The 19239-nt window shown below is 28.4% G+C and carries 17 protein-coding genes; 1 reads left to right on the top strand and 16 read right to left on the bottom strand.

The genetic code is table 11. The features are described 5' to 3' along the window. Positions 1 to 318 precede the first annotated feature (318 nt). Positions 319 to 474, top strand: coding sequence for a ribbon-helix-helix domain-containing protein (locus AC07E4_RS04975; RefSeq protein WP_478215847.1), 156 nt, complete (start codon positions 319 to 321; stop codon positions 472 to 474). 919 nt (positions 475 to 1393) lie between these two features. On the opposite strand, the gene AC07E4_RS04970 is transcribed toward AC07E4_RS04975, so the two are convergent. From AC07E4_RS04970 to ptb, 16 genes are all read right to left on the bottom strand, one after another. After that, complete coding sequence (locus AC07E4_RS04970) at positions 1394 to 1543, bottom strand: tyrosine-type recombinase/integrase (RefSeq protein ID WP_478215846.1); 150 nt, start codon at positions 1541 to 1543, stop codon at positions 1394 to 1396. Positions 1544 to 1851: 308 nt separating this feature from the next. Beyond that, positions 1852 to 2016, bottom strand: coding sequence for a hypothetical protein (locus tag AC07E4_RS04965; protein WP_478215845.1), 165 nt, complete (start codon positions 2014 to 2016; stop codon positions 1852 to 1854). Positions 2017 to 2167: 151 nt separating this feature from the next. Beyond that, positions 2168 to 3673 (bottom strand): ABC transporter ATP-binding protein, encoded by a 1506-nt coding sequence (locus tag AC07E4_RS04960; protein ID WP_478215844.1) that lies wholly within the window; start codon positions 3671 to 3673, stop codon positions 2168 to 2170. Between the two features lie 99 nt (positions 3674 to 3772). Beyond that, positions 3773 to 4699 carry an aminoglycoside phosphotransferase family protein gene (locus tag AC07E4_RS04955; protein ID WP_478215843.1) on the bottom strand — a complete coding sequence of 309 codons (927 nt, stop codon included), beginning with the start codon at positions 4697 to 4699 and terminating at the stop codon, positions 3773 to 3775. Between the two features lie 291 nt (positions 4700 to 4990). Then, the gene (locus AC07E4_RS04950; protein ID WP_478215842.1) at positions 4991 to 5434 is read right to left on the bottom strand and encodes an NUDIX domain-containing protein; all 444 of its coding nucleotides are present in this window, start codon (positions 5432 to 5434) and stop codon (positions 4991 to 4993) included. Positions 5435 to 6549: 1115 nt separating this feature from the next. Further along, positions 6550 to 8376 carry a glutamine--fructose-6-phosphate transaminase (isomerizing) gene (gene glmS, locus AC07E4_RS04945; RefSeq protein ID WP_430829078.1) on the bottom strand — a complete coding sequence of 609 codons (1827 nt, stop codon included), beginning with the start codon at positions 8374 to 8376 and terminating at the stop codon, positions 6550 to 6552. Between the two features lie 1186 nt (positions 8377 to 9562). Continuing rightward, entirely contained in the window at positions 9563 to 10909 is a 1347-nt protein-coding gene (glmM, locus tag AC07E4_RS04940; RefSeq protein WP_478215841.1) for a phosphoglucosamine mutase, read from the bottom strand. 380 nt (positions 10910 to 11289) lie between these two features. Beyond that, positions 11290 to 12081 (bottom strand): polymer-forming cytoskeletal protein, encoded by a 792-nt coding sequence (locus tag AC07E4_RS04935; RefSeq protein WP_478215840.1) that lies wholly within the window; start codon positions 12079 to 12081, stop codon positions 11290 to 11292. Between the two features lie 242 nt (positions 12082 to 12323). After that, positions 12324 to 13169 carry a polymer-forming cytoskeletal protein gene (locus tag AC07E4_RS04930; RefSeq protein WP_040327625.1) on the bottom strand — a complete coding sequence of 282 codons (846 nt, stop codon included), beginning with the start codon at positions 13167 to 13169 and terminating at the stop codon, positions 12324 to 12326. A gap of 329 nt (positions 13170 to 13498) precedes the next feature. Next, positions 13499 to 14029, bottom strand: a complete 531-nt coding sequence (locus AC07E4_RS04925) for a 2-oxoacid:acceptor oxidoreductase family protein (protein WP_040327622.1) — start codon at positions 14027 to 14029, stop codon at positions 13499 to 13501. Positions 14030 to 14031: 2 nt separating this feature from the next. Next, positions 14032 to 14781, bottom strand: a complete 750-nt coding sequence (locus AC07E4_RS04920) for a thiamine pyrophosphate-dependent enzyme (protein ID WP_040327620.1) — start codon at positions 14779 to 14781, stop codon at positions 14032 to 14034. After that, positions 14781 to 15854, bottom strand: coding sequence for a 3-methyl-2-oxobutanoate dehydrogenase subunit VorB (locus tag AC07E4_RS04915; RefSeq protein ID WP_478215839.1), 1074 nt, complete (start codon positions 15852 to 15854; stop codon positions 14781 to 14783). The genes AC07E4_RS04920 and AC07E4_RS04915 overlap by 1 nt, the downstream gene beginning before the upstream one ends. 15 nt (positions 15855 to 15869) lie before the next feature. Beyond that, positions 15870 to 16079, bottom strand: coding sequence for a 4Fe-4S binding protein (locus tag AC07E4_RS04910; RefSeq protein WP_040327618.1), 210 nt, complete (start codon positions 16077 to 16079; stop codon positions 15870 to 15872). A gap of 441 nt (positions 16080 to 16520) precedes the next feature. Then, positions 16521 to 17204 (bottom strand): nucleotide-binding protein, encoded by a 684-nt coding sequence (locus AC07E4_RS04905; protein WP_040327617.1) that lies wholly within the window; start codon positions 17202 to 17204, stop codon positions 16521 to 16523. 20 nt (positions 17205 to 17224) lie between these two features. Further along, positions 17225 to 18295: a butyrate kinase gene (gene buk, locus AC07E4_RS04900; protein ID WP_040327615.1), complete on the bottom strand. Its 1071-nt coding sequence runs from the start codon at positions 18293 to 18295 to the stop codon at positions 17225 to 17227. A gap of 18 nt (positions 18296 to 18313) precedes the next feature. Beyond that, the gene (ptb, locus tag AC07E4_RS04895; RefSeq protein WP_040327613.1) at positions 18314 to 19219 is read right to left on the bottom strand and encodes a phosphate butyryltransferase; all 906 of its coding nucleotides are present in this window, start codon (positions 19217 to 19219) and stop codon (positions 18314 to 18316) included. Positions 19220 to 19239: the final 20 nt, after the last annotated feature.

The raw sequence follows: 19239 nt of genomic DNA, 5'->3' as shown, positions 1-19239 counted from the left end.
TTAGCAATAATTATCTAATCACATTAGTTTTACCATCAACTATTCTGTCCATCATGTCTATTATTACTAATGCTTACCTACTCTTTAAAGCATAAAACTACCACCATGAATGTTATTTTAGGTTATTGGCCGCCACTCACCTAGCAAATTATTATTACCTTAAAAACCTTAAAATAGAAGAAATTCTAGTTTGAATAATAATCCTGTTTATTTACTGCATTGGTTCAACTCACCTATCGTTTTAAGTGTTTCTGCATCACTTTTATCTATCATTTAATTTTAAAGTTGTATAATAGACTAATAACGAGGTGAAAAAATATGGCTGGATTATATAAAACAAGAAAACAATATACTATGACAGTTGATACAAAACTATTTGATACCTTAGATGAATTGTCAAAACAAACTAGAATTCCTAAATCAAAACTTGTTGACGAAGCATTAAAATTATTGTTCCAAAAGCATGAAATATAAATAATTGATAATAGTGAAAAGTAACTTAAAAAGCCACTTAATTAGTAATATACTTAGTGTCTTTTGTTAATTATTATTACTCTTTACTAATAAAAATAATAGGTAGGGGATTTTCTATGAGTATAAACTTTGCATTTTCTCAACAACTCCAAAATGATATGAATAATATTAATTTACAATTAACCAAAAAAACGCTCTTAAGTTAGAATTTGACAACAAACAAGTTGCAACTAAATTAACTACATATTTAATTAGTGTAAATGGGAAAAAAGTCTTTTCTAATTTTAAATTTTCGTTTAATAAAGATGATAATATTTACTTCTTATTTGATAAAAACTTTAAGTGCCAATATATAGGCAAAAAGGATTTAATTATAGGTTAGGATTACATCTACTAAAAAATACTACTAAAAAGACAGGCTCTGCGATTAAACCTATCTGCACATACCTAAACAGTTTTAAAAAAACTAGTAGAATTATATATGTCATCACATTTAAAATTGATCCTTCATATATGGCTGAAGGCGTTGAATCATATTTTATTGATTACTTTAAGAAAAAAGGCCAAGCTAAATGGGTTTCTAAAAAGTAACTAAAAATAAGTATCTATGTTCCTTTAATAGTACATAGATACTTTTAAAAAACTCTAATATTTTATGTAATTAATTATGCTTAATACTTTTATGTCCAGTTACTCTTTTTTACATTACTGGTGACATTCCTTTTCTAACTGATAAAGTAATAAAAGTATGTCTATATAAATGTAACCCATATCTTTTTACTCCTCGTCTTAATTAATAACGCTTTACAAGTGTTTTTAATACAGTTCTTTGTATTTACTCTCCATAAATATTACAAAATTAAAAGTCCTCCTTTGATGTATTTCTAAACTGCATCCATTCACTTAATTCAATATGAAGTTATGATGGGATTGGAATAATACGAGCTTCTTTATTCTTAGTAACATTTAAAGTTATATAACCTTGCTTTAAGTTTACATCTTTTATTCTAATGAATCTTAATTCCTGTGCTCTAATTCCTGTAGCAAAAATGTACTTATAATTACCCATGCATGAAATTCACAAAAATCATTAGAAGTAGGTCTTTTTAATAAAGCTTCTAATTCCTCATGTGTATAAATCTGTTTAATTGTTTCCTGTTCAGCCATATGAGTAAACTCAATCTTTTCATTGATATATTCATTCTCCACTCCATATAAAATTGTATGAGATATCTTAAATATATAACTATTTATAGTTGTTGCTTTATGTACCTTTTGTAAATGAAGATAATAATTATTTATAAGTTCCTGTGTTACGTCATATCACATCAAATCATAGCCAGCAAAATCAAGAAAATATCTTGTAGCATATTCATATCACTTTATTGTTGTCTCAGTTAAATTTTTAATTTTACATTCTCTAACGTATAATTGAAATAAACTTCTATAGCTTATATTTGTTATTGCAAAATCTGATGATACTTTTCTTTTTCTTATCTTAATTTCAGGTAATATTGTTTGTTCCATTGGCTCTTTCTTCATATGAAAGCCTCCTTTAAAATAAATAAATAGGTAGTCATGATTGCCACTTTTTCAATAAAAATAGCTTTCTTAACTACCTACTTTATAAATTTATTAATCTACTTAAAACCTAGTAAAACTAAGAGTTTACAGTGTTTTAAATTACTCAAATTCAATAGTAGCTGGTGCTTTTCTTAGCTAAATTTGATGTAGCTTCATCTAATATGATAATAGGTGTATTTCTTATTAATGCTCTGGATATTGCTATTCTCTGCTTCTCTCCTCCTGAAAAATTCATACAACTTTCTAAAACCTTAGAATATATTCCTTCTTCAGAATTATTAACTATACTATTTAGCCCAACTAAATTTGTTACATCTATAACTTCTTTATCTTCAAATTCTTGAAACATTGTTATATTATTTCTAATATTATCATCAAACAACATAATATTTTGCCCAATCAAGCACACATTATTATATAAACTTTTCTTATCTATATTTCTTAATTCATTATCATCTATTAGTATATGCCCGCTATAATTTTCATAATAATGCATAATTAATTTTATTAAAGTAGACTTTCCACATCCACTTCTTCCAACTATGGCATATTTTTTTCCTGACTCAAAATCAAAACTAAAATTTTTTATAACATCATTTTTCTCATTATAACTATAACTTATATCTTTCAAACTAATCGTATTTATTCCATTTATATTTACCTTGTTAATAGATATATCATTATCTATATTCAAAATGTCATTTATTCTATTTTTTATACTTTTTACAGATTTATATTGAACCATGTATTGCGATAAATGTTCTATTGGGTTTGATACATAATTAGATATTTGCATGATTCCTAATAAAATACCCATATTTATATAATTTTTATAAATTAAATACACTGATAAAACTAATTGAATAACTGCTGTCAAATAATTTAAAGTACTCATTATTGCTTGTACTAACGATTCACTTTTCCTTAACTCTAACAGTCTACCCTCTGTTTTACAATTGATTTCTCTAAACTTTTCCCCAACCCTATCTTCTGCATTAAATGTTTTTATTATATCAAATCCATTAAAAATATCTTTTATATTTAAATTGAATTTTTCTAAGTGATCCATATATATCTTTCTCTTTTGTGACAAATTGTTTCCTATAAAATAAGAAACAACTATTGGAAGAAGATTGATAAAAAGAGTAGCTGTTCCTAATAAAGCATCATAAAATATCATTGTTACTCCAGCTATGAAAGCTAGCATATAAGATGCAAAAATAGTTGGCAACAAACAAAAGTATTTTTCTTCTATTAATTTCACATCATTATTTAGTATAGAAATATATTTTGCACTATTATCTTCATTAAATGAATTAATATTTTTATTCATAATACAAGAATACAAATCATTCTTTAACATATTATTACATCCATTTAAATACTTCGCCTTTGATCTTTCACTATAATAACTTGATATAAAATAAAATATAACGAAAAATAGACCATATATAAATAAATTTTTAATACTACCAAGACCTTCATTAACTAAAACATCATATAAACTTTTCATAAAAAATGACCATAATACTATAGCTACAGAACAAAAAAATTCATACATCATCCATTTCATAAGTAGATATCTATTCTTTTTAAAGTATTCATTCACACACATAACCTTTTTCTCCAAAATTAATATAAATTTTAAAAGTATACAAAACATCATTCACAGTTCATATACTTATGCTTTAACCATAATAAACTCATTAAATAACTATTTATTTATTAAAAACTCTAACATTTTCTTTGATCTTTCATAGTAATCAATGGCAACTTTATATGACCAATTGCATACTTCTAAACAAAATGCAATTAAGTAATATTTTATTTTTTTATCAAATGTATTACTTAATGTACGTACTTTTGTATAACCACTTAAAAAATAATCCATCTCCTTTTTCATATATATGTATATTAATATAGGTGAAATATCAGTTTCAGGATCGCTTGGATAACACCTTTCAAAGTCAATAACTCCAGTTATTTTCCAGTTATACTTATTATCCACTAAAATATTTCTGAATATAAAGTCATTGTGACACAGTGACTTTACACTACAATCTTCCACAGTATATTCCAATTCCTTAAGCTTCTCTGCTGCTAGCATAAATAACTTTGTATCAGGATATCCCTTAGAAATTATTTTTTTAACCTGTTTATCATTTTTCTCCTTAACATATGAAAAATATGATTCTTTTGGATCTAGTATTTTTCCATTTACATCCCAATCTCCAAATACATCTACTGTACACTCTTTATGGAAAGCTGCCTGTAAACTTCCAACTTCTTTATACATATCTAACCTATAATTTTCATTTAAATTCCAAATTACACTAGATAAATTAATACCATTTAATCTTTCAATCAATACCCAATATGTTCTATATTCAAATACACCGTAATCAACTATATTAGGAAAGCAAATACTTTTCTTGCCAATAAGATAGTTAAGTGAAGCCACTTCTCTTCCCCACCTCATCTTGTCTTTATATAATTTCAATATAATATCATATTTTTGGATGTAGTATACTGAATTTCTTCCTAGTTCTTCATGTCCAATAGATTTTACCATTACTACTTTTTTAAATATAGATTGCAATAATTTTTCAGTGCAAATAATTAAACCATCATCTTTATCCATTATATCCTCCTGTCTCCATCTTAACTTAACAGTGTCCTCAAAATACTTTATAAATTAATGATTATAATCTTCTTACTGTAAATAATTTATCCACAAATAATTATTTGAATAGTTATCTTATAGTATAATTGGCTTATTTTAATATAGACATAGCCAAACTCTTATATTTAAGCTTTAATACTTAAAGTTTCATTTCTAAGTTATTTTATTACTGAAATTACTATGCAAACAATTAATCCTTTAGCAATAATAGTTTCCTTAATACACTCTAAAGCTAAAATTTTAACTTTATTATAAAGTATTATCTAATAAACATAATTCAATCATTTTTCTATCTACTTCATCAAAATCTCCAATAAGAGTTTGTAAATCCCACAGCATAATCTTGTCCATTTCATTATTCTCAATAAATTCTTCAAGTTTATTAATACAAGCACTATACATTGCTTGATATTTTGTTATACCTCTATGCTTATCATATAATTTAAATATGCCCTTAAACTGTATATTTCCTGCTTTTTGGTTTGTTTCTTCTAATAATTCTCTTTCCGCACATTCCCTTGGTGTCTCACCTTGTTCTACTCCACCAGCAGGTATCTCCCATTGATTTCTAAACTTGTTAAATGCAATAAGATATTTATCATTACATTTAACTAATATTAATGAACCTGTAATTGGTCTATATAAATCATCTTCTAACATTTCTTTTTCAGTAATTTTAATAAAATCTAACAAAACATATCCCCATTTATTTTCTGCTAAACACAAAATATTCCAACTCATTCTTTTATTTATAACTCTATATCTATTCTATATGTTATTTACTAATTCCTCTCTATTTTACATTTTATAACATATAACTATATAAATACCTAATAAAAGACCATATCATTTTGATACGGCTGTATACTCATAAAAACTCATATTACTCCAAAATCCTTTCCAGCAACTTATCCATAAATTCACCTCACCTATTTCCTTAATCCTACAGTCATAATAAGGTTATAATAAATTAGGCTTAACACTAATTTTCAATTCTAATATTTACACTCAAATCTTTGTGCTTCAAATAAAATACATTCAATATTTAATAAGGTTTTATCTTTATTTTTATCCTGATTTTTGATATGTAATACAAGTTTTTTATTGAAATCTAATAATCTATTCATTTAAAGTTTTATTAGAGAATTTCATGAATTTTTCTTTGAAATCTTTACAGAATATCATTTAATCCTCTCTCTATTCATTATCAAGAAACAGGAATTATTTAAATTAGTATTTCTTTAAAAATTGATTTAGAAACTCTTATTAATTTGTTTTTTATTTTCAAGACCTGAACACCCAAGGACGGGTTCAGCGACTGCCTAGAGAGGACGTCGTGTGAACTAAATTTAGAAATATGTAATTAAAAATTCAATGTATATTTTTTATAAATCAAGGAAGCAATTCGCATCAATAATGGTATTTTATTAATGTGAATTACTGACGAAGAGTTATGAAAAATAGACTAGAATTTAATTACATAGGTCTTAATTTAGTTCACTTATAGCCGTTTAGTCTTGGAAATAAAATAGCAAATCCATTAGAGTTTCTTTGAGATTTTTATGAATAACGTTTTAAATAATTACTTTTTCTTGGAATACTACTATTCTCATTTAATATTTGAATAATTTCATTTTTCAGCTTGGAACCCTATAGTTAGTGTACTTGAAAGTAAATATTAAAACTAGATTTCCAGTTCATTTAATGATTTTTATTAAATTTTCAGGACAAATTAGTTGAATACTATAAAAAAAACTGCCTAAGATAAATTTTTATTTATCTTAGGCAGTTTTTTATATGATTTAATATTATTCAACTGTTACTGATTTTGCTAAGTTTCTTGGTTTGTCAACGTCACAGCCTTTTGCTATTGCCATGTAGTATGAGAATAGTTGTAGTGGAATTACTGCTACGATTGGAGCTAATAAGTCCATTACTTTTGGTACATATACTACGCTGTCTGCTGTTTTCTTAACTTCTTCGTGTCCCATTTGAGCTACAGCATAAACTTTAGCTCCTCTTGAAACAACTTCTTGCACGTTGCTTACCATTTTATCAAATAACTCTTCTTGAGTTCCTAATGCTATTACAACTGTTCCATCTTCTATTAATGCTATTGGACCATGTTTTAATTCTCCAGCTGCATAAGCTTCAGCATGAATATAAGATATTTCTTTTAATTTTAAAGCACCTTCTAATGCTACTGCATAGTCTACTCCTCTACCTAAGAAGAACATGTCTTTTTCATCTTTAGTAGTTTCTGCTAATGCCTTAACTTCTTCTTTGCAGCTTAATGCTGTTTCAACTTTATCTGGAAGGTTTAACATTTCTGTTTTTATTTCTTCTAGTTTCTCAGTAGATACAGTTCCTTTTTGCTCAGCAAAGAATAATGCAATTATATACATTGCAGTTAATTGAGTTAAATAAGCTTTTGTTGATGCAACAGCTATTTCTGGTCCTGCTAATGTGTATAATATATCATCTGCTTCTCTTGAAGCTGTACTTCCAACTACATTTGTAACAGCTATTACTCTAGCACCTTTTTCTTTTGCAAGTCTTAATGCTGATAATGTATCTGCTGTTTCTCCTGATTGGCTTACTATTATCATTAATGAGTTTTCATCAATGATTGGATCTCTATATTTAAATTCAGAAGCTATATCAACTTCTACTGGTATTCTTGCTAATTTTTCTATAGCATACTTTCCTACTACTCCAGCATAATATGCTGTTCCGCAAGCAACTATATAAACTTTATTTAATTTTTGTATTTGCTCTTTTGTTATATTTATATCATCTAATTTTATTGGCTGACCTACAGCTATTCTTGAAGCCATAGTATCTTTTACAGCTTTTGGCTGTTCGTGTATTTCTTTTAACATGAAATGTTCAAATCCACCTTTTTCAGCTGCATCTGCATCCCAAGTTACTTTATATATGTCCTTTTTAATTTCAGTTTCATTAGCATCTACTATTTTAACGCCTTCTTTTGTTAGAATAACAAACTCTTTATCATTTAATAAATAAACATCTCTAGTTTCAGCTAATACTGCTGGTATATCAGAAGCTACAAAGCTTTCTTCTTTTCCAAGTCCAACTATAAGTGGGCTGTCTTTTCTTACTGCTACTAACTTATCTGGTTCATTTTTAGCTATAACTCCTATAGCATAACTTCCTTCCATTTTTTCAGTAGCTTTTATAACAGCTTTTAATAAATCTCCTTCATAGAAGTAATCTACTAAGTTTGGTATTACCTCTGTATCTGTTTGAGATTTAAACTCGTATCCTTCACTAGTTAACCACTCTCTTAGTTCTAAGTAGTTTTCTATAATTCCGTTGTGAACAACGCTTATTGTTTCTGTTTTATTTGAATGTGGATGAGAATTTACATCTGATGGCTGTCCATGTGTTGCCCATCTTGTATGACCTATACCAACTAATCCGTGTATAGGATTCTCCTCTAATTTATTTTCAAGATTTTTAAGTCTACCTTTACATTTAGTAACTTTTATATCTCCATTTTCTATTATAGCCACACCTGCTGAGTCATATCCTCTATACTCTAACTTACTTAGTCCTTGAACTAATAATGGTGCTGCTTCTCGATTTCCAAAATAACCTACTATTCCGCACATAATTTTCTTCCTCCAATTATATCTAATATTATTAATCTCATAGGTGTTTAGATTTATTATTTACACAAAACATGAAAAATAACAAAAAAACTACCTATATAAAAAAGGTTTTAACACCTGATTGATGTTGTCACAAAAATCACTTCTTGCTTTTACCAATCTTTAACGGTAGTGCGATACCGTGGGGCACCCGCCGAAGATTCGATTCTCCCCATCCTCGTCAACTTAGATTATCTATAATTTCATTTAAAACATACCTTGTCGTAAACACTTCCAAGTATGTCATGATAAAAAAATTTATAAAAAAAATAAGTCCTGGCGCTTTAATTAGGCTTATTTAACATAACTAAACCTCAATTTATTATATTCAACGTCAATATAATGGTCAATGTTATTTTTTACCATAAAGTTTTTTAGAGTAATTGTTATATTTTTATTTATATCTTATATTTATAAATATTCTGTATTAATATTATTTTATAATATTAATACTTTTAATTATTAAAGCATTAATGCACACTATTTTATATATAATGTGCATAACTTTGTGAATAACTCATTAATTGTACACATTATATCATTTATTTAATTCTTAATAAAACAATATAAGAAAATTTATTAAACTTTTCTCATCTCCTATAACTTCTAACACACCTCTTCTATTTTTCTAATATAACCCTTTGTAAACTTTATCATTTTCTATAGGGTTCCAAGTTCATCTTCATAATTATTAGCTCCAAAACTTGCATACCCTTAAGAGTGAGACTAGTTCGGAATCATTTTATAATAATCATTTCTTTTGAAATGATTATATTTACAGCTAAAAGAATAGTTTTGAATTTATCAATTGAAAAACTTTTTTTCTTTCATCAAGAAACAGGAATCATTTAAATTAGTATTTCTTTAAAAATTGATTTAGAAAATCTTATTAATTTGTGTTTTATTTTCAAGACCTGAACCCAAGGACGGGTTCAGCGACTGCCTAGACAGGACGTCGATTCAGCCGTTTAGTCTTGGAAATAAAATGTCAAATTTATTAGAGTTTCTTGGAAATTTTTATTGATAACGTTTTAAATAATTACTGTTTCTTGGAATAAATAGTAATCATATGTTACTTTACATTCATAAAACTTAGATTTTCTTACAATATAAAAAACCTTGCAAACTACTGCAAGGTTTTTTTATATTAATTTGCTTTTTGTTCTATTAATTTAGCTAAAGCATGTGCCATTTCATCTAATTCATTTTGATTCTTTCCCTCTAGCATTACTCTAACTAGTGGTTCTGTACCTGAAGGTCTTATTAACACACGACCTTCACCTTCAAGTTTCTTTTCCATTTTTGAAATTTCAACTTTTATTTCTTCATCTTCATTGTGAATGTTTTTCATTGAATTTGGAACCTTTGCATTAACTAATACTTGTGGAAGTTCTGTCATTGCAGATGCAAGTTCACTTACTGTTTTTCCACTTTCTTTAACTGTTGCTGCTAATTGAAGTCCTGAAACAAGTCCATCACCAGTTGTATTGTAGTCAAGGAATATAACGTGTCCTGATTGCTCTCCACCTATGCTATATCCTTCTTTTTTCATTTCTTCTAAAACATATCTATCTCCAACTTTAGTTTTAACAGTTTTTATATTATCTTCTTTTAATGCTATATCAAGTCCTAAATTACTCATAACTGTAACAACTACAGTGTCTTTATGTAATTTCCCTTGAACTTTTAAGTGTTTAGCTGCTATAACCATCATGAAATCTCCGTTTATTAACTTTCCATTTTCATCTACAGCTAAGCATCTATCTGCATCACCATCAAAAGCAAGTCCTAAATCACATTTATTTTCTACTACAAATTTCATAAGTCCTTCTGGATGAGTTGATCCACAATTTTTATTTATGTTACATCCATCTGGTGTATTATTTATAGCTAGTACTTCAGCACCTAATTTCTTTAGTGCTAATTCTGAAGTTTTATATGATGCTCCATTTGCACAATCTATAGCTATCTTTAATCCTTTTAAATCGCCCTTTACAGTTGATACAGCAAAATCAACATAGTCTTGTGTTGCATTATCAACAACTACTTTTTTACCTAACTTTTCGCCTGTAACAACTTCTATTCCTTCAAAATTCTTTTCTATTAATGCTTGTATATTATCTTCTAATTCATCACTTAATTTAAATCCATCTTTATTAAAGAATTTTATTCCATTGTACTCAACTGGATTATGTGATGCTGATATAACAACTCCTGCATCTGCTCCATATTTTCTAGTTAAATACGCTACTGCTGGTGTTGGAACTACTCCCACACATATAGCTTCTGCACCACTAGATAATATTCCAGCTACTAATGCACTTTCAAGCATATCTCCTGAAATTCTTGTGTCCATACCAACTAATATTTTAGGTCTATGTAATGTATTTGTTAATACATATGCACCTGCTTTTCCTAACTTATATGCAAGTTCAACAGTTAACTCACTGTTAGCTATTCCTCTAACTCCATCAGTACCAAATATTCTACTCATAATAAGAAACCTCTCCTCTTTATATTCTTATTCATTTATTATATTTTTCAAAGCACTCTCACAATTTATTCTATGAAAAATTTGGATAACATAAATTAAATATATCCATATATATGAACTTTAAATAAAATCCCTATATTAAATGAATATATTTTTATATTATTAATGTAATTTAATCTTCAGTTTAATTAGTAACAAATAAATTACAATGCTCTAGAATTTATTCTATACTAAAATATAAATACATAACTTATATTATAATATAAATGTTTGTAATCTACAATAAACGAAGGATTTTATACTACTAATAAAAAAAGTAGCACAATTTTTATTAATTTGTACCACTTTAAAATTACGCACTAATTTTAATTTATATAATCTTAATCTACCTTTATATTCTTTATAACTTTTCCATTTTCAATAACTTTAAGTTCTTCTATGTATTCTACTTTTTTTATGTTACATCCTTCTCCAATTATAACTACATTTCCTCTGACTAAATCGGCTGTAGTGTTTTCTAAATAAATTTTATCTCCCTCTATTTTTTTACAAGACAACTGAACTTTATTTTTAACTAATTTTTTCAAGATTTTAGAAAAAAGCTTTGCAGTATTCTCTGGATTTTTTACTGTTACATTTTTTCCTTTTAAATTGTTTATTTTAGATTCTGTACCTAATGTTATATTTATGTTACTACCCTTTATTGATTTTTCTGCAATTATTCCACCACTTAGTGCAAGTTTATCAACGTTTAAATTTCCTTTTAAATAACTAACACCTGATACATACATGTAACTGCTCTCAACATTTCCATCTATGCTTGCTGAACCAGCTATATTTAATTCCTTACATATAATATCTTTTTCTAATAGAGCTTTACCACTAATTGTTAAATCTTCTATATTACAATTTTCTTTAACATTAACAATTCCGCCAAATCTAACGTTTTTTCCACTCACACTTTTATCTATGCTCATTTGTCCTTTAATTACTATGCTTTTAGCTTCTAAATTCCCCTTTAGTTTACAAACGCCATCCACTAAAAAACTTTTACACTTAATATCTTTTTCTATTATATTTTTTCCTCTTATGACAACTTTGTTAAAAGTCCCACCAACAATTTTTTCACTCTCTTTTGCTGTAATACTTTTTAGTGACTTAGTTTCTTCCATAGACTAGTACCCCCTATTTTTTATTTATTAATGTTAATTCTACTTTTATTATTTGACATTAACCTTAATATTTCCTGTTTTTATTATTAGCTAAATTTAGCATATTATTCTTTATTAAAATTCTCCCTAAAGTTTCAACAAATAAAATTTATCTTCATATTCAACATAAGTGTGAATATTTATTTTGTTGAAGAAGTTAAATTTCCTATACAAAAATAGGAGGTTGCCCTCCTATTAATTAATTATTTATTTATTTTATTGCTATTTTTTATAATGCTATTTTCATTTTTCTCTAATTTACCACTATATTCTAGTAGCTCTATATTGCAGTTAGGTCCTATAACAACTTTATTTCCTCTAACAACTTTTGCCTCTGTATTTTCTAAGTAAATTTCATCGGCTTCTATAACATCTACTACAAGTTTTCTTTCTGCTAATTTTATAAAAGCACTTAATAAACCTTTTATTATTGATTTTTCATATATATCTTTAACTTCTATTACACTTGCACCGATTTCTTTTGCTTCACATCTACCGTCCATTTGAATACTAACAGAATCTGCATTTAACATTCCATTTACTCTAAAAACACCACTTGCTTTAAATTTCTCTACTTCTATACTATTTTCTACTTCAACTCCGCCAGATATTTTTAATTCTTTACCTTCAATTTTGCCACCAACAGCACTTCCCCCTGATATATATAAAGTATCTATACAAAGATTGTTTGCTATTTTTGCTCCACCACTAACTTTAAATTCCTCAGCAGTTATACTTCCATCGATCTTAGAACTTCCGCTTATATGTCCACTTCTAGCTTGTATATCACCTTCAATTTTTGAACTTCCACTTAATGAAATATTATCACATACTATTCCACCAATTATTTTTCCACTTCCACTTATAGAAAAGTTATCTTTACAATTTATAGTTCCATCTACTTTTCCACTTCCACTTATCTTAAAGTTATCACATTCTATATTGCCATTAATTTTTCCTGATCCACTTATAACTACATCTTTATACTGTCCCCCACCAACTTCTCCACTTCCTGAGATTTTTAAATCATTAATTTTATTCTTATCCATAAAATTCCCCTCCAAATTTAATCATTTATATGCCACTTTACCTCACATCTAATATTATAATTTGTTATATAACATTTTAATCCTTTTTAATAAATATTTTACAAAATATTCAACTATAAATTATGTTTAAAACATGTATAGGGTTCCAAGCTCAAACTTAAAGTAATGTTTTTATCAAATGACATTAGTAGCGTTATAATTTATTTCTCTTTTTATATTTGGAACCAATTAAGAAGTAATAGTGAAAGGTGAACAGTCTTTAATAAAAAATGAGAACTTTAAAATAGAAAAATCCTATTTTAAAGTTCTCATTTTATTTAAACCTTCATTTATTTAACGTATGAAGCTCCAACTTCTAATGCTTTTTTGTTAGCTTCATAGAATTTTTCTTTACCATGAGCTTTTAATGATGCTAATATTTCATCCATAGTAACTATGTTTGTTTTAGCAACTAATGCTCCTAAAAGAACCATGTTTGCAATTTTACTACTGCTAACTTTTGCAGCTTCTGTTTGAGCTGGAATTTTTATTACTTCTATATCATCTCTTACAGTATCTCTATCTACAAGGTCACTATCCATTATTAATAATCCACCTTTAGCTAAATCATTCTCAAATTTATCTAATGATGGTCTATTCATAACTATAAGTGTTTCTGGTCTTGTAACTATTGGAGAGCCTACTGGATCATCACTAACTATTACTGAACAGTTAGCAGTTCCCCCTCTCATTTCTGGACCATAAGATGGTAACCATGAAACATTCATATTAGCATCCATTCCAGCGTAAGCTAAGAATTTACCCATTGATAAAATACCTTGTCCACCGAATCCTGCAAAGATTATATCTTGTGATGCCATAATTATTCCACCTCCCCTGTAATATCTTTCTTAACTCCTAAAGTATAGTATGGCATCATATTGTTTCTTAGCCATTCCATAGATTCTTTTGGAGCTAATCCCCAGTTAGTTGGGCATATTGATAAAACTTCAACTAATGAGAATCCTTTTCCTGCTATAGCATTCTCAAATGCTTTCTTTATAGCTTTTTTAGCTTTATTAACATTTGGTACACTATCAACAGAAACTCTTTCTACGTAGCAAGCACCACTTAATGTAGATATCATTTCTGATACTCTAACTGGGTGTCCTTGAAGTTTTACATCTCTACCATATGGAGTTGTTTCTGTAACTTGTCCTGGTAATGTAGTTGGTGCCATTTGTCCACCAGTCATACCATAAATACAGTTATTAACGAATATAGTTACAATGTTTTCTCCTCTAGTTGCAGCATGTACTATTTCTGCTGTACCAATAGCTGCAAGGTCTCCATCTCCTTGATATGTGAAAACAACTTTATCTGGATTTGATCTTTTTATTCCAGTAGCAACAGCTGGTGCTCTACCGTGTGCAGCTTCAAACATATCACATGCAAAATAATCATATGCTAAAACTGAACATCCAACAGGAGCAACTCCTATTGTTTTATCAACAACATTTAATTCGTCTAAAACTTCTCCTACTAATCTATGAATAATTCCATGAGTACATCCTGGACAATAGTGTGTAGGAACATCTAATAATGCTTTTGTTGGTTCAAATACTATAGCCATTACTTAGCACCTCCTACGATTTCTTTTACTTTATCTAGTATTTCTTCTGGTGTTGGTACCATACCACCACTTCTACCATAGAAGTCTACTGGTTTTTTACCTTCAACAGATAATCTAACATCTTCAACCATTTGTCCACAGCTTAATTCAACTGATAAGTAACCATGTTTAGTTCCATTAAGAGTTTTATCAAAAGCTGCTTTTGGGAATGGCCATAATGTTATAGGTCTTATTAATCCTAATTTAATTCCTTCGTTTTCTGCCATTTTAACAACATTTTTGCATATTCTTGATGTTGTTCCATAAGCAACTAAAACTAAATCATTTTCTCTATCACAATTAAATAATTCATATCTAACTTCATTTTCTTTTATTGTTTTAAATTTTTCTTGTAAGTGTTTGTTATGTTCTTCTAATATTTCTGGTTTTAAGTAAAGAGAATTTATAACATTGTGTTTCTTTCTTCCATTTAATCCATTTGCTGCCCAAGAAGATTTATCTGGAAGCTCTCTTTCTTCTCTTTCTTTAAATTCAACTGGTTCCATCATTTGGCCAAGCATACCATCTCCCATAACCATTACAGGAGTTCTATATAAATCTGCAACATCAAAAGCATCTTGTATTAAATCAACCATCTCTTGAATAGATGATGGTGCGAATACAGGCATATTAAAATCTCCATGTGCTCCACCTTTTGTAGCTTGGAAATAGTCTGATTGAGCTGGTTGGATACTTCCAAGACCAGGGCCTCCTCTAACTATGTTTATAACTACGCATGGTAATTCTGCACCTGCTATATATGATATTCCTTCTGCTTTTAAGCTTATTCCAGGTGAACTTGAAGATGTCATACATCTTACTCCAGTTCCAGCTGCTCCATAAACCATATTTATAGCTGCAACTTCACTTTCTGCTTGTAAGAAAACTCTGCCTATTTTAGGCATTTTTCTTGAAAGATATGCTGATATTTCTGTTTGTGGTGTTATTGGGTATCCAAAAAAGCATTTACATCCAGCTTTGATGGCAGCTTCACCAATAGCTTCATTACCCTTCATTAATATTTTTTCTGCCATGAAATTGACCCCCCTTTATTTTTCAACTGTTATTACAAGATCTGGACACATTTTTGCACAAGATGCACATCCAATACATTCAGCTTGTTTCTCTTCAGTAACAATAGCTGGGTGATATCCTTTTACATTTAATTCTTGTGAAAAAGTAATTATATTTTTAGGACATACAACTATACAATTTCCGCATCCCTTGCATCTTTCTTCTCTAAAACTAACCTTAGCCATAACTATCCCTCCTTATAATGTTGCAGTAATTTTAAAAGTTCATTTTGTATACTACTAACATTTAACATGCATAAATACCCCTAAAGGGCATTTTTACAAATCCCCTATTTTTTTAAATAGTATACATTTTTTTCTATTATGCTTGCACCTTAATTTTACTCCTTTAATGAATACGTTGTCAATTCAGTTTATTAACAAAATTCTAATAATTCTATTAAATTAGACTTTTCCATCTATTCATATTCTGTACAAGCTATTAAATTTTATAAACTCTTTTATTTATACTATTTTTCTAGAAATAATCTAGCATTATAAAACAGAACTCTAGCATTTTTCGCTTTAGAGTTCTGTCCTTTATCTCATAATGTTATATGATTCTAATTCAAATTATATGTGTTATTTCTTGTTTAAACTTTTGAAACAATTTTTTATAATTATATATTATTTTTCATATTCACCTTTTCTCCAAGGTGGTAACATAAATATATCTATAGGAAATAATTCCCCTGAAGTTAAGTTTTCAACTTCACTTACCATATCTTTTCTACAAACAGTATATGGATGTGGTAAATTTAATTCTTTACTAACTTTTTCTACTTCCCTATCACCTTTCAATATATGTTCTTTTGTTGTTTCATATGATAAATTTGTGTTTGATATTAAGTGTGTAACTTTAAGTCTTGATGACCTTTGTATTGCTCCTATATATTCTTTTATGCCTTCATCATCTGCTGTAAATGGTCTTGTTGTGTTTATTACAAAGTACATATCATATGGTTCTTCATTAAAATACTTATTGTATTGTCCAAGCCCAATTGCACCTACATCATCCCCACCAACATCAAAAACTACTTCATAGCTCTTGTCATTAAATACAGCCATGACTTCTGCTGGAACAACCATCAGTTCAGCATTTACATATTCTGGATTGGAAGATATAACTCTTATATTATATTTTTCTTCTAATTCCTTTTTTAAATCTCTTACACAGAAATAAGGGTTTACAATATCTAAATCGACTATTGCAACTTTGTTTCCCTCTTTAGCTAAATTTATAGCATAATTTATTGCTATTTCTGTCTTTCCACTACCAAAATGACCTGTAAAAACCCTAATTCTACTCATAATATCACCTTTTATCCATATTATTTATATTCTTTTGCTTGTTCTTCACCATTTAATACTCTTAATCCACCTTCAGTTAAAGCAAGCAATTCATCTTCTCCTGGGTATACAACAAATTCAGATATAAATTCTACTCTTTCTTTTATATATTTAACCATTGATTTTGAGTATGCAATTCCTCCAGTTAATATTATTGCATCAACTTTTCCTTTTAATGTAGCTGCACATTTACCAATTTCTTTGGCAACTTGATAACCCATAGCTTCATATATTAATTTAGATTTTTCACAACCAGCTGCTGCATCTTCATCAACTTTTTTAGCATCATTAGTATTTAAGTATGCTACAATTCCACCTTTTCCTGTTATCTTTTTCTTTATTTCATCTTTAGTATATTTTCCACTAAAGCACATTTCAACTAATTGTCCTACTGGAAGTCCACCACTTCTCTCTGGTGAGAATGGACCATCTCCATCTAAAGCATTATTTACATCTACAATTTTTCCTTTTTCATGTGCACCAACAGATACTCCTCCACCCATATGTGCAACTATTAAATTTAATTCATCGTATTGTTTGTTACGTTCTTTTGCAAATCTTCTTGCAACCGCTTTTTGATTTAATGCATGAACTATACTTTTCCTTTCTATTTCTGGCATTCCAGAAACTCTAGCTACATCCATCATCTCATCTACTACAACTGGATCAACTATAAATGCTGGTATATCTAAACTAGTTGCTATTTCATTTGCAATTATTCCACCTAAATTAGAAGCATGTTGTCCCTGTACTCCAACTTTTAAATCTTCTAACATTTTTTCATTTACTCTATATGTTCCACCTTCTATTGGTTTTAAAAGTCCACCTCTACCAACAATTCCATCTAATGTTTTTATATCAAAGTTCTTATCTTTTAAAACATTTAATATAACTTCTTTTCTAAAATTAAATTGATCGTATATATTATTGAATTTTCCTATTTCTTCAGCGCTATGTCTTAATGTTTCAACTAATATAGGATTAGTATCCTCATAAACTCCTATTTTTGTTGAAGTTGAACCTGGATTTATAATAAGTAATTTTTGTGCCATAATTTTATCCCCCTAATTTTATTTGCTTTCTGCTACTAAAGCTGCTATTGCTATAGAATTTAGTTTAGTTTCTGGTGAATCTGCTCTTGAAGTAACAATTACTGGTGCTGCTGCTCCAGCTAATAATCCACCATTCTTAGCTTCAGTTGTATATGTTAAACATTTATACATTGCATTTCCTGCTTCTATATTAGCCATTAAAAGTATATCCGCTTTTCCTGCTACTGGTCCTGATACTTTTTTATGAGCTGCTGCTTCTTCTGATATAGCATTATCAAGTGCTAATGGCCCATCAACTATACAACCTTTTATTTGTCCCCTTTGGTTCATAGATGTTAGTGCAGCTGCATCAAGTGTTGCTTGCATTGCTGGATTTACAACTTCAACAGCACATATAGGTGCTACTTTAGGCATTTCTATTCCTATTGCTTTTGCAACGTTTACAGAATTGTTTATAATATCTATTTTTTCTTTTAACTCTGGATACATATTAAATGCTGCATCAGTTAAAAATAACATTCTATCAATTCCTGGTACTTCAAATACAGCTATGTGTGACATTTGTTTTCCTGTTCTTAACCCTATTTCTTTATTTAATACAGCTCTTAAAAATGTTGCTGTATCAACAAGTCCCTTCATAACCATATCTGCTTTTCCTGTTGATACAAGCTCAACAGCTTTTAATGCAGCTTTTTTACTATTTTTTTCGTCTATTATTTCAAACTCATCCATATTCATTCCAATTCTTTCTCCAATTGAAACGATTTCTTCTTTATTTCCAACTAATATTGCATTAGCTATTCCATTTTTCTTAGCATCTCTTATTGCTTCTAGCACTGGTTCATCTTGAGCCACTGCTACTGCTACTGTTTTTGTAGATAAGTTTTTTACCTTTTCGATAACTTCATTAAATGACTTTACCATTGTTTTTTTCCCCCTGATTT

The organism is Clostridium amazonense (genome assembly GCF_056431285.1).
Note: the sequence above shows the minus strand (reverse complement) of the source record. Positions and strands in the feature narration are given on the sequence as shown.

Bases quoted from the DNA above. Each gene is read 5' to 3' on its own strand.
- AC07E4_RS04975 (WP_478215847.1), top strand. From the start codon at position 319: ATGGCTGGATTATATAAAACAAGAAAACAATATACTATGACAGTTGAT.
- AC07E4_RS04970 (WP_478215846.1), bottom strand. From the start codon at position 1,543: ATGGGTAATTATAAGTACATTTTTGCTACAGGAATTAGAGCACAGGAA.
- AC07E4_RS04965 (WP_478215845.1), bottom strand. From the start codon at position 2,016: ATGAAGAAAGAGCCAATGGAACAAACAATATTACCTGAAATTAAGATA.
- AC07E4_RS04960 (WP_478215844.1), bottom strand. From the start codon at position 3,673: ATGTGTGTGAATGAATACTTTAAAAAGAATAGATATCTACTTATGAAA.
- AC07E4_RS04955 (WP_478215843.1), bottom strand. From the start codon at position 4,699: ATGGATAAAGATGATGGTTTAATTATTTGCACTGAAAAATTATTGCAA.
- glmS (WP_430829078.1), bottom strand. From the start codon at position 8,376: ATGTGCGGAATAGTAGGTTATTTTGGAAATCGAGAAGCAGCACCATTA.
- glmM (WP_478215841.1), bottom strand. From the start codon at position 10,909: ATGAGTAGAATATTTGGTACTGATGGAGTTAGAGGAATAGCTAACAGT.
- AC07E4_RS04935 (WP_478215840.1), bottom strand. From the start codon at position 12,081: ATGGAAGAAACTAAGTCACTAAAAAGTATTACAGCAAAAGAGAGTGAA.
- AC07E4_RS04930 (WP_040327625.1), bottom strand. From the start codon at position 13,169: ATGGATAAGAATAAAATTAATGATTTAAAAATCTCAGGAAGTGGAGAA.
- AC07E4_RS04925 (WP_040327622.1), bottom strand. From the start codon at position 14,029: ATGGCATCACAAGATATAATCTTTGCAGGATTCGGTGGACAAGGTATT.
- AC07E4_RS04920 (WP_040327620.1), bottom strand. From the start codon at position 14,781: ATGGCTATAGTATTTGAACCAACAAAAGCATTATTAGATGTTCCTACA.
- AC07E4_RS04915 (WP_478215839.1), bottom strand. From the start codon at position 15,854: ATGGCAGAAAAAATATTAATGAAGGGTAATGAAGCTATTGGTGAAGCT.
- AC07E4_RS04910 (WP_040327618.1), bottom strand. From the start codon at position 16,079: ATGGCTAAGGTTAGTTTTAGAGAAGAAAGATGCAAGGGATGCGGAAAT.
- AC07E4_RS04905 (WP_040327617.1), bottom strand. From the start codon at position 17,204: ATGAGTAGAATTAGGGTTTTTACAGGTCATTTTGGTAGTGGAAAGACA.
- buk (WP_040327615.1), bottom strand. From the start codon at position 18,295: ATGGCACAAAAATTACTTATTATAAATCCAGGTTCAACTTCAACAAAA.
- ptb (WP_040327613.1), bottom strand. From the start codon at position 19,219: ATGGTAAAGTCATTTAATGAAGTTATCGAAAAGGTAAAAAACTTATCT.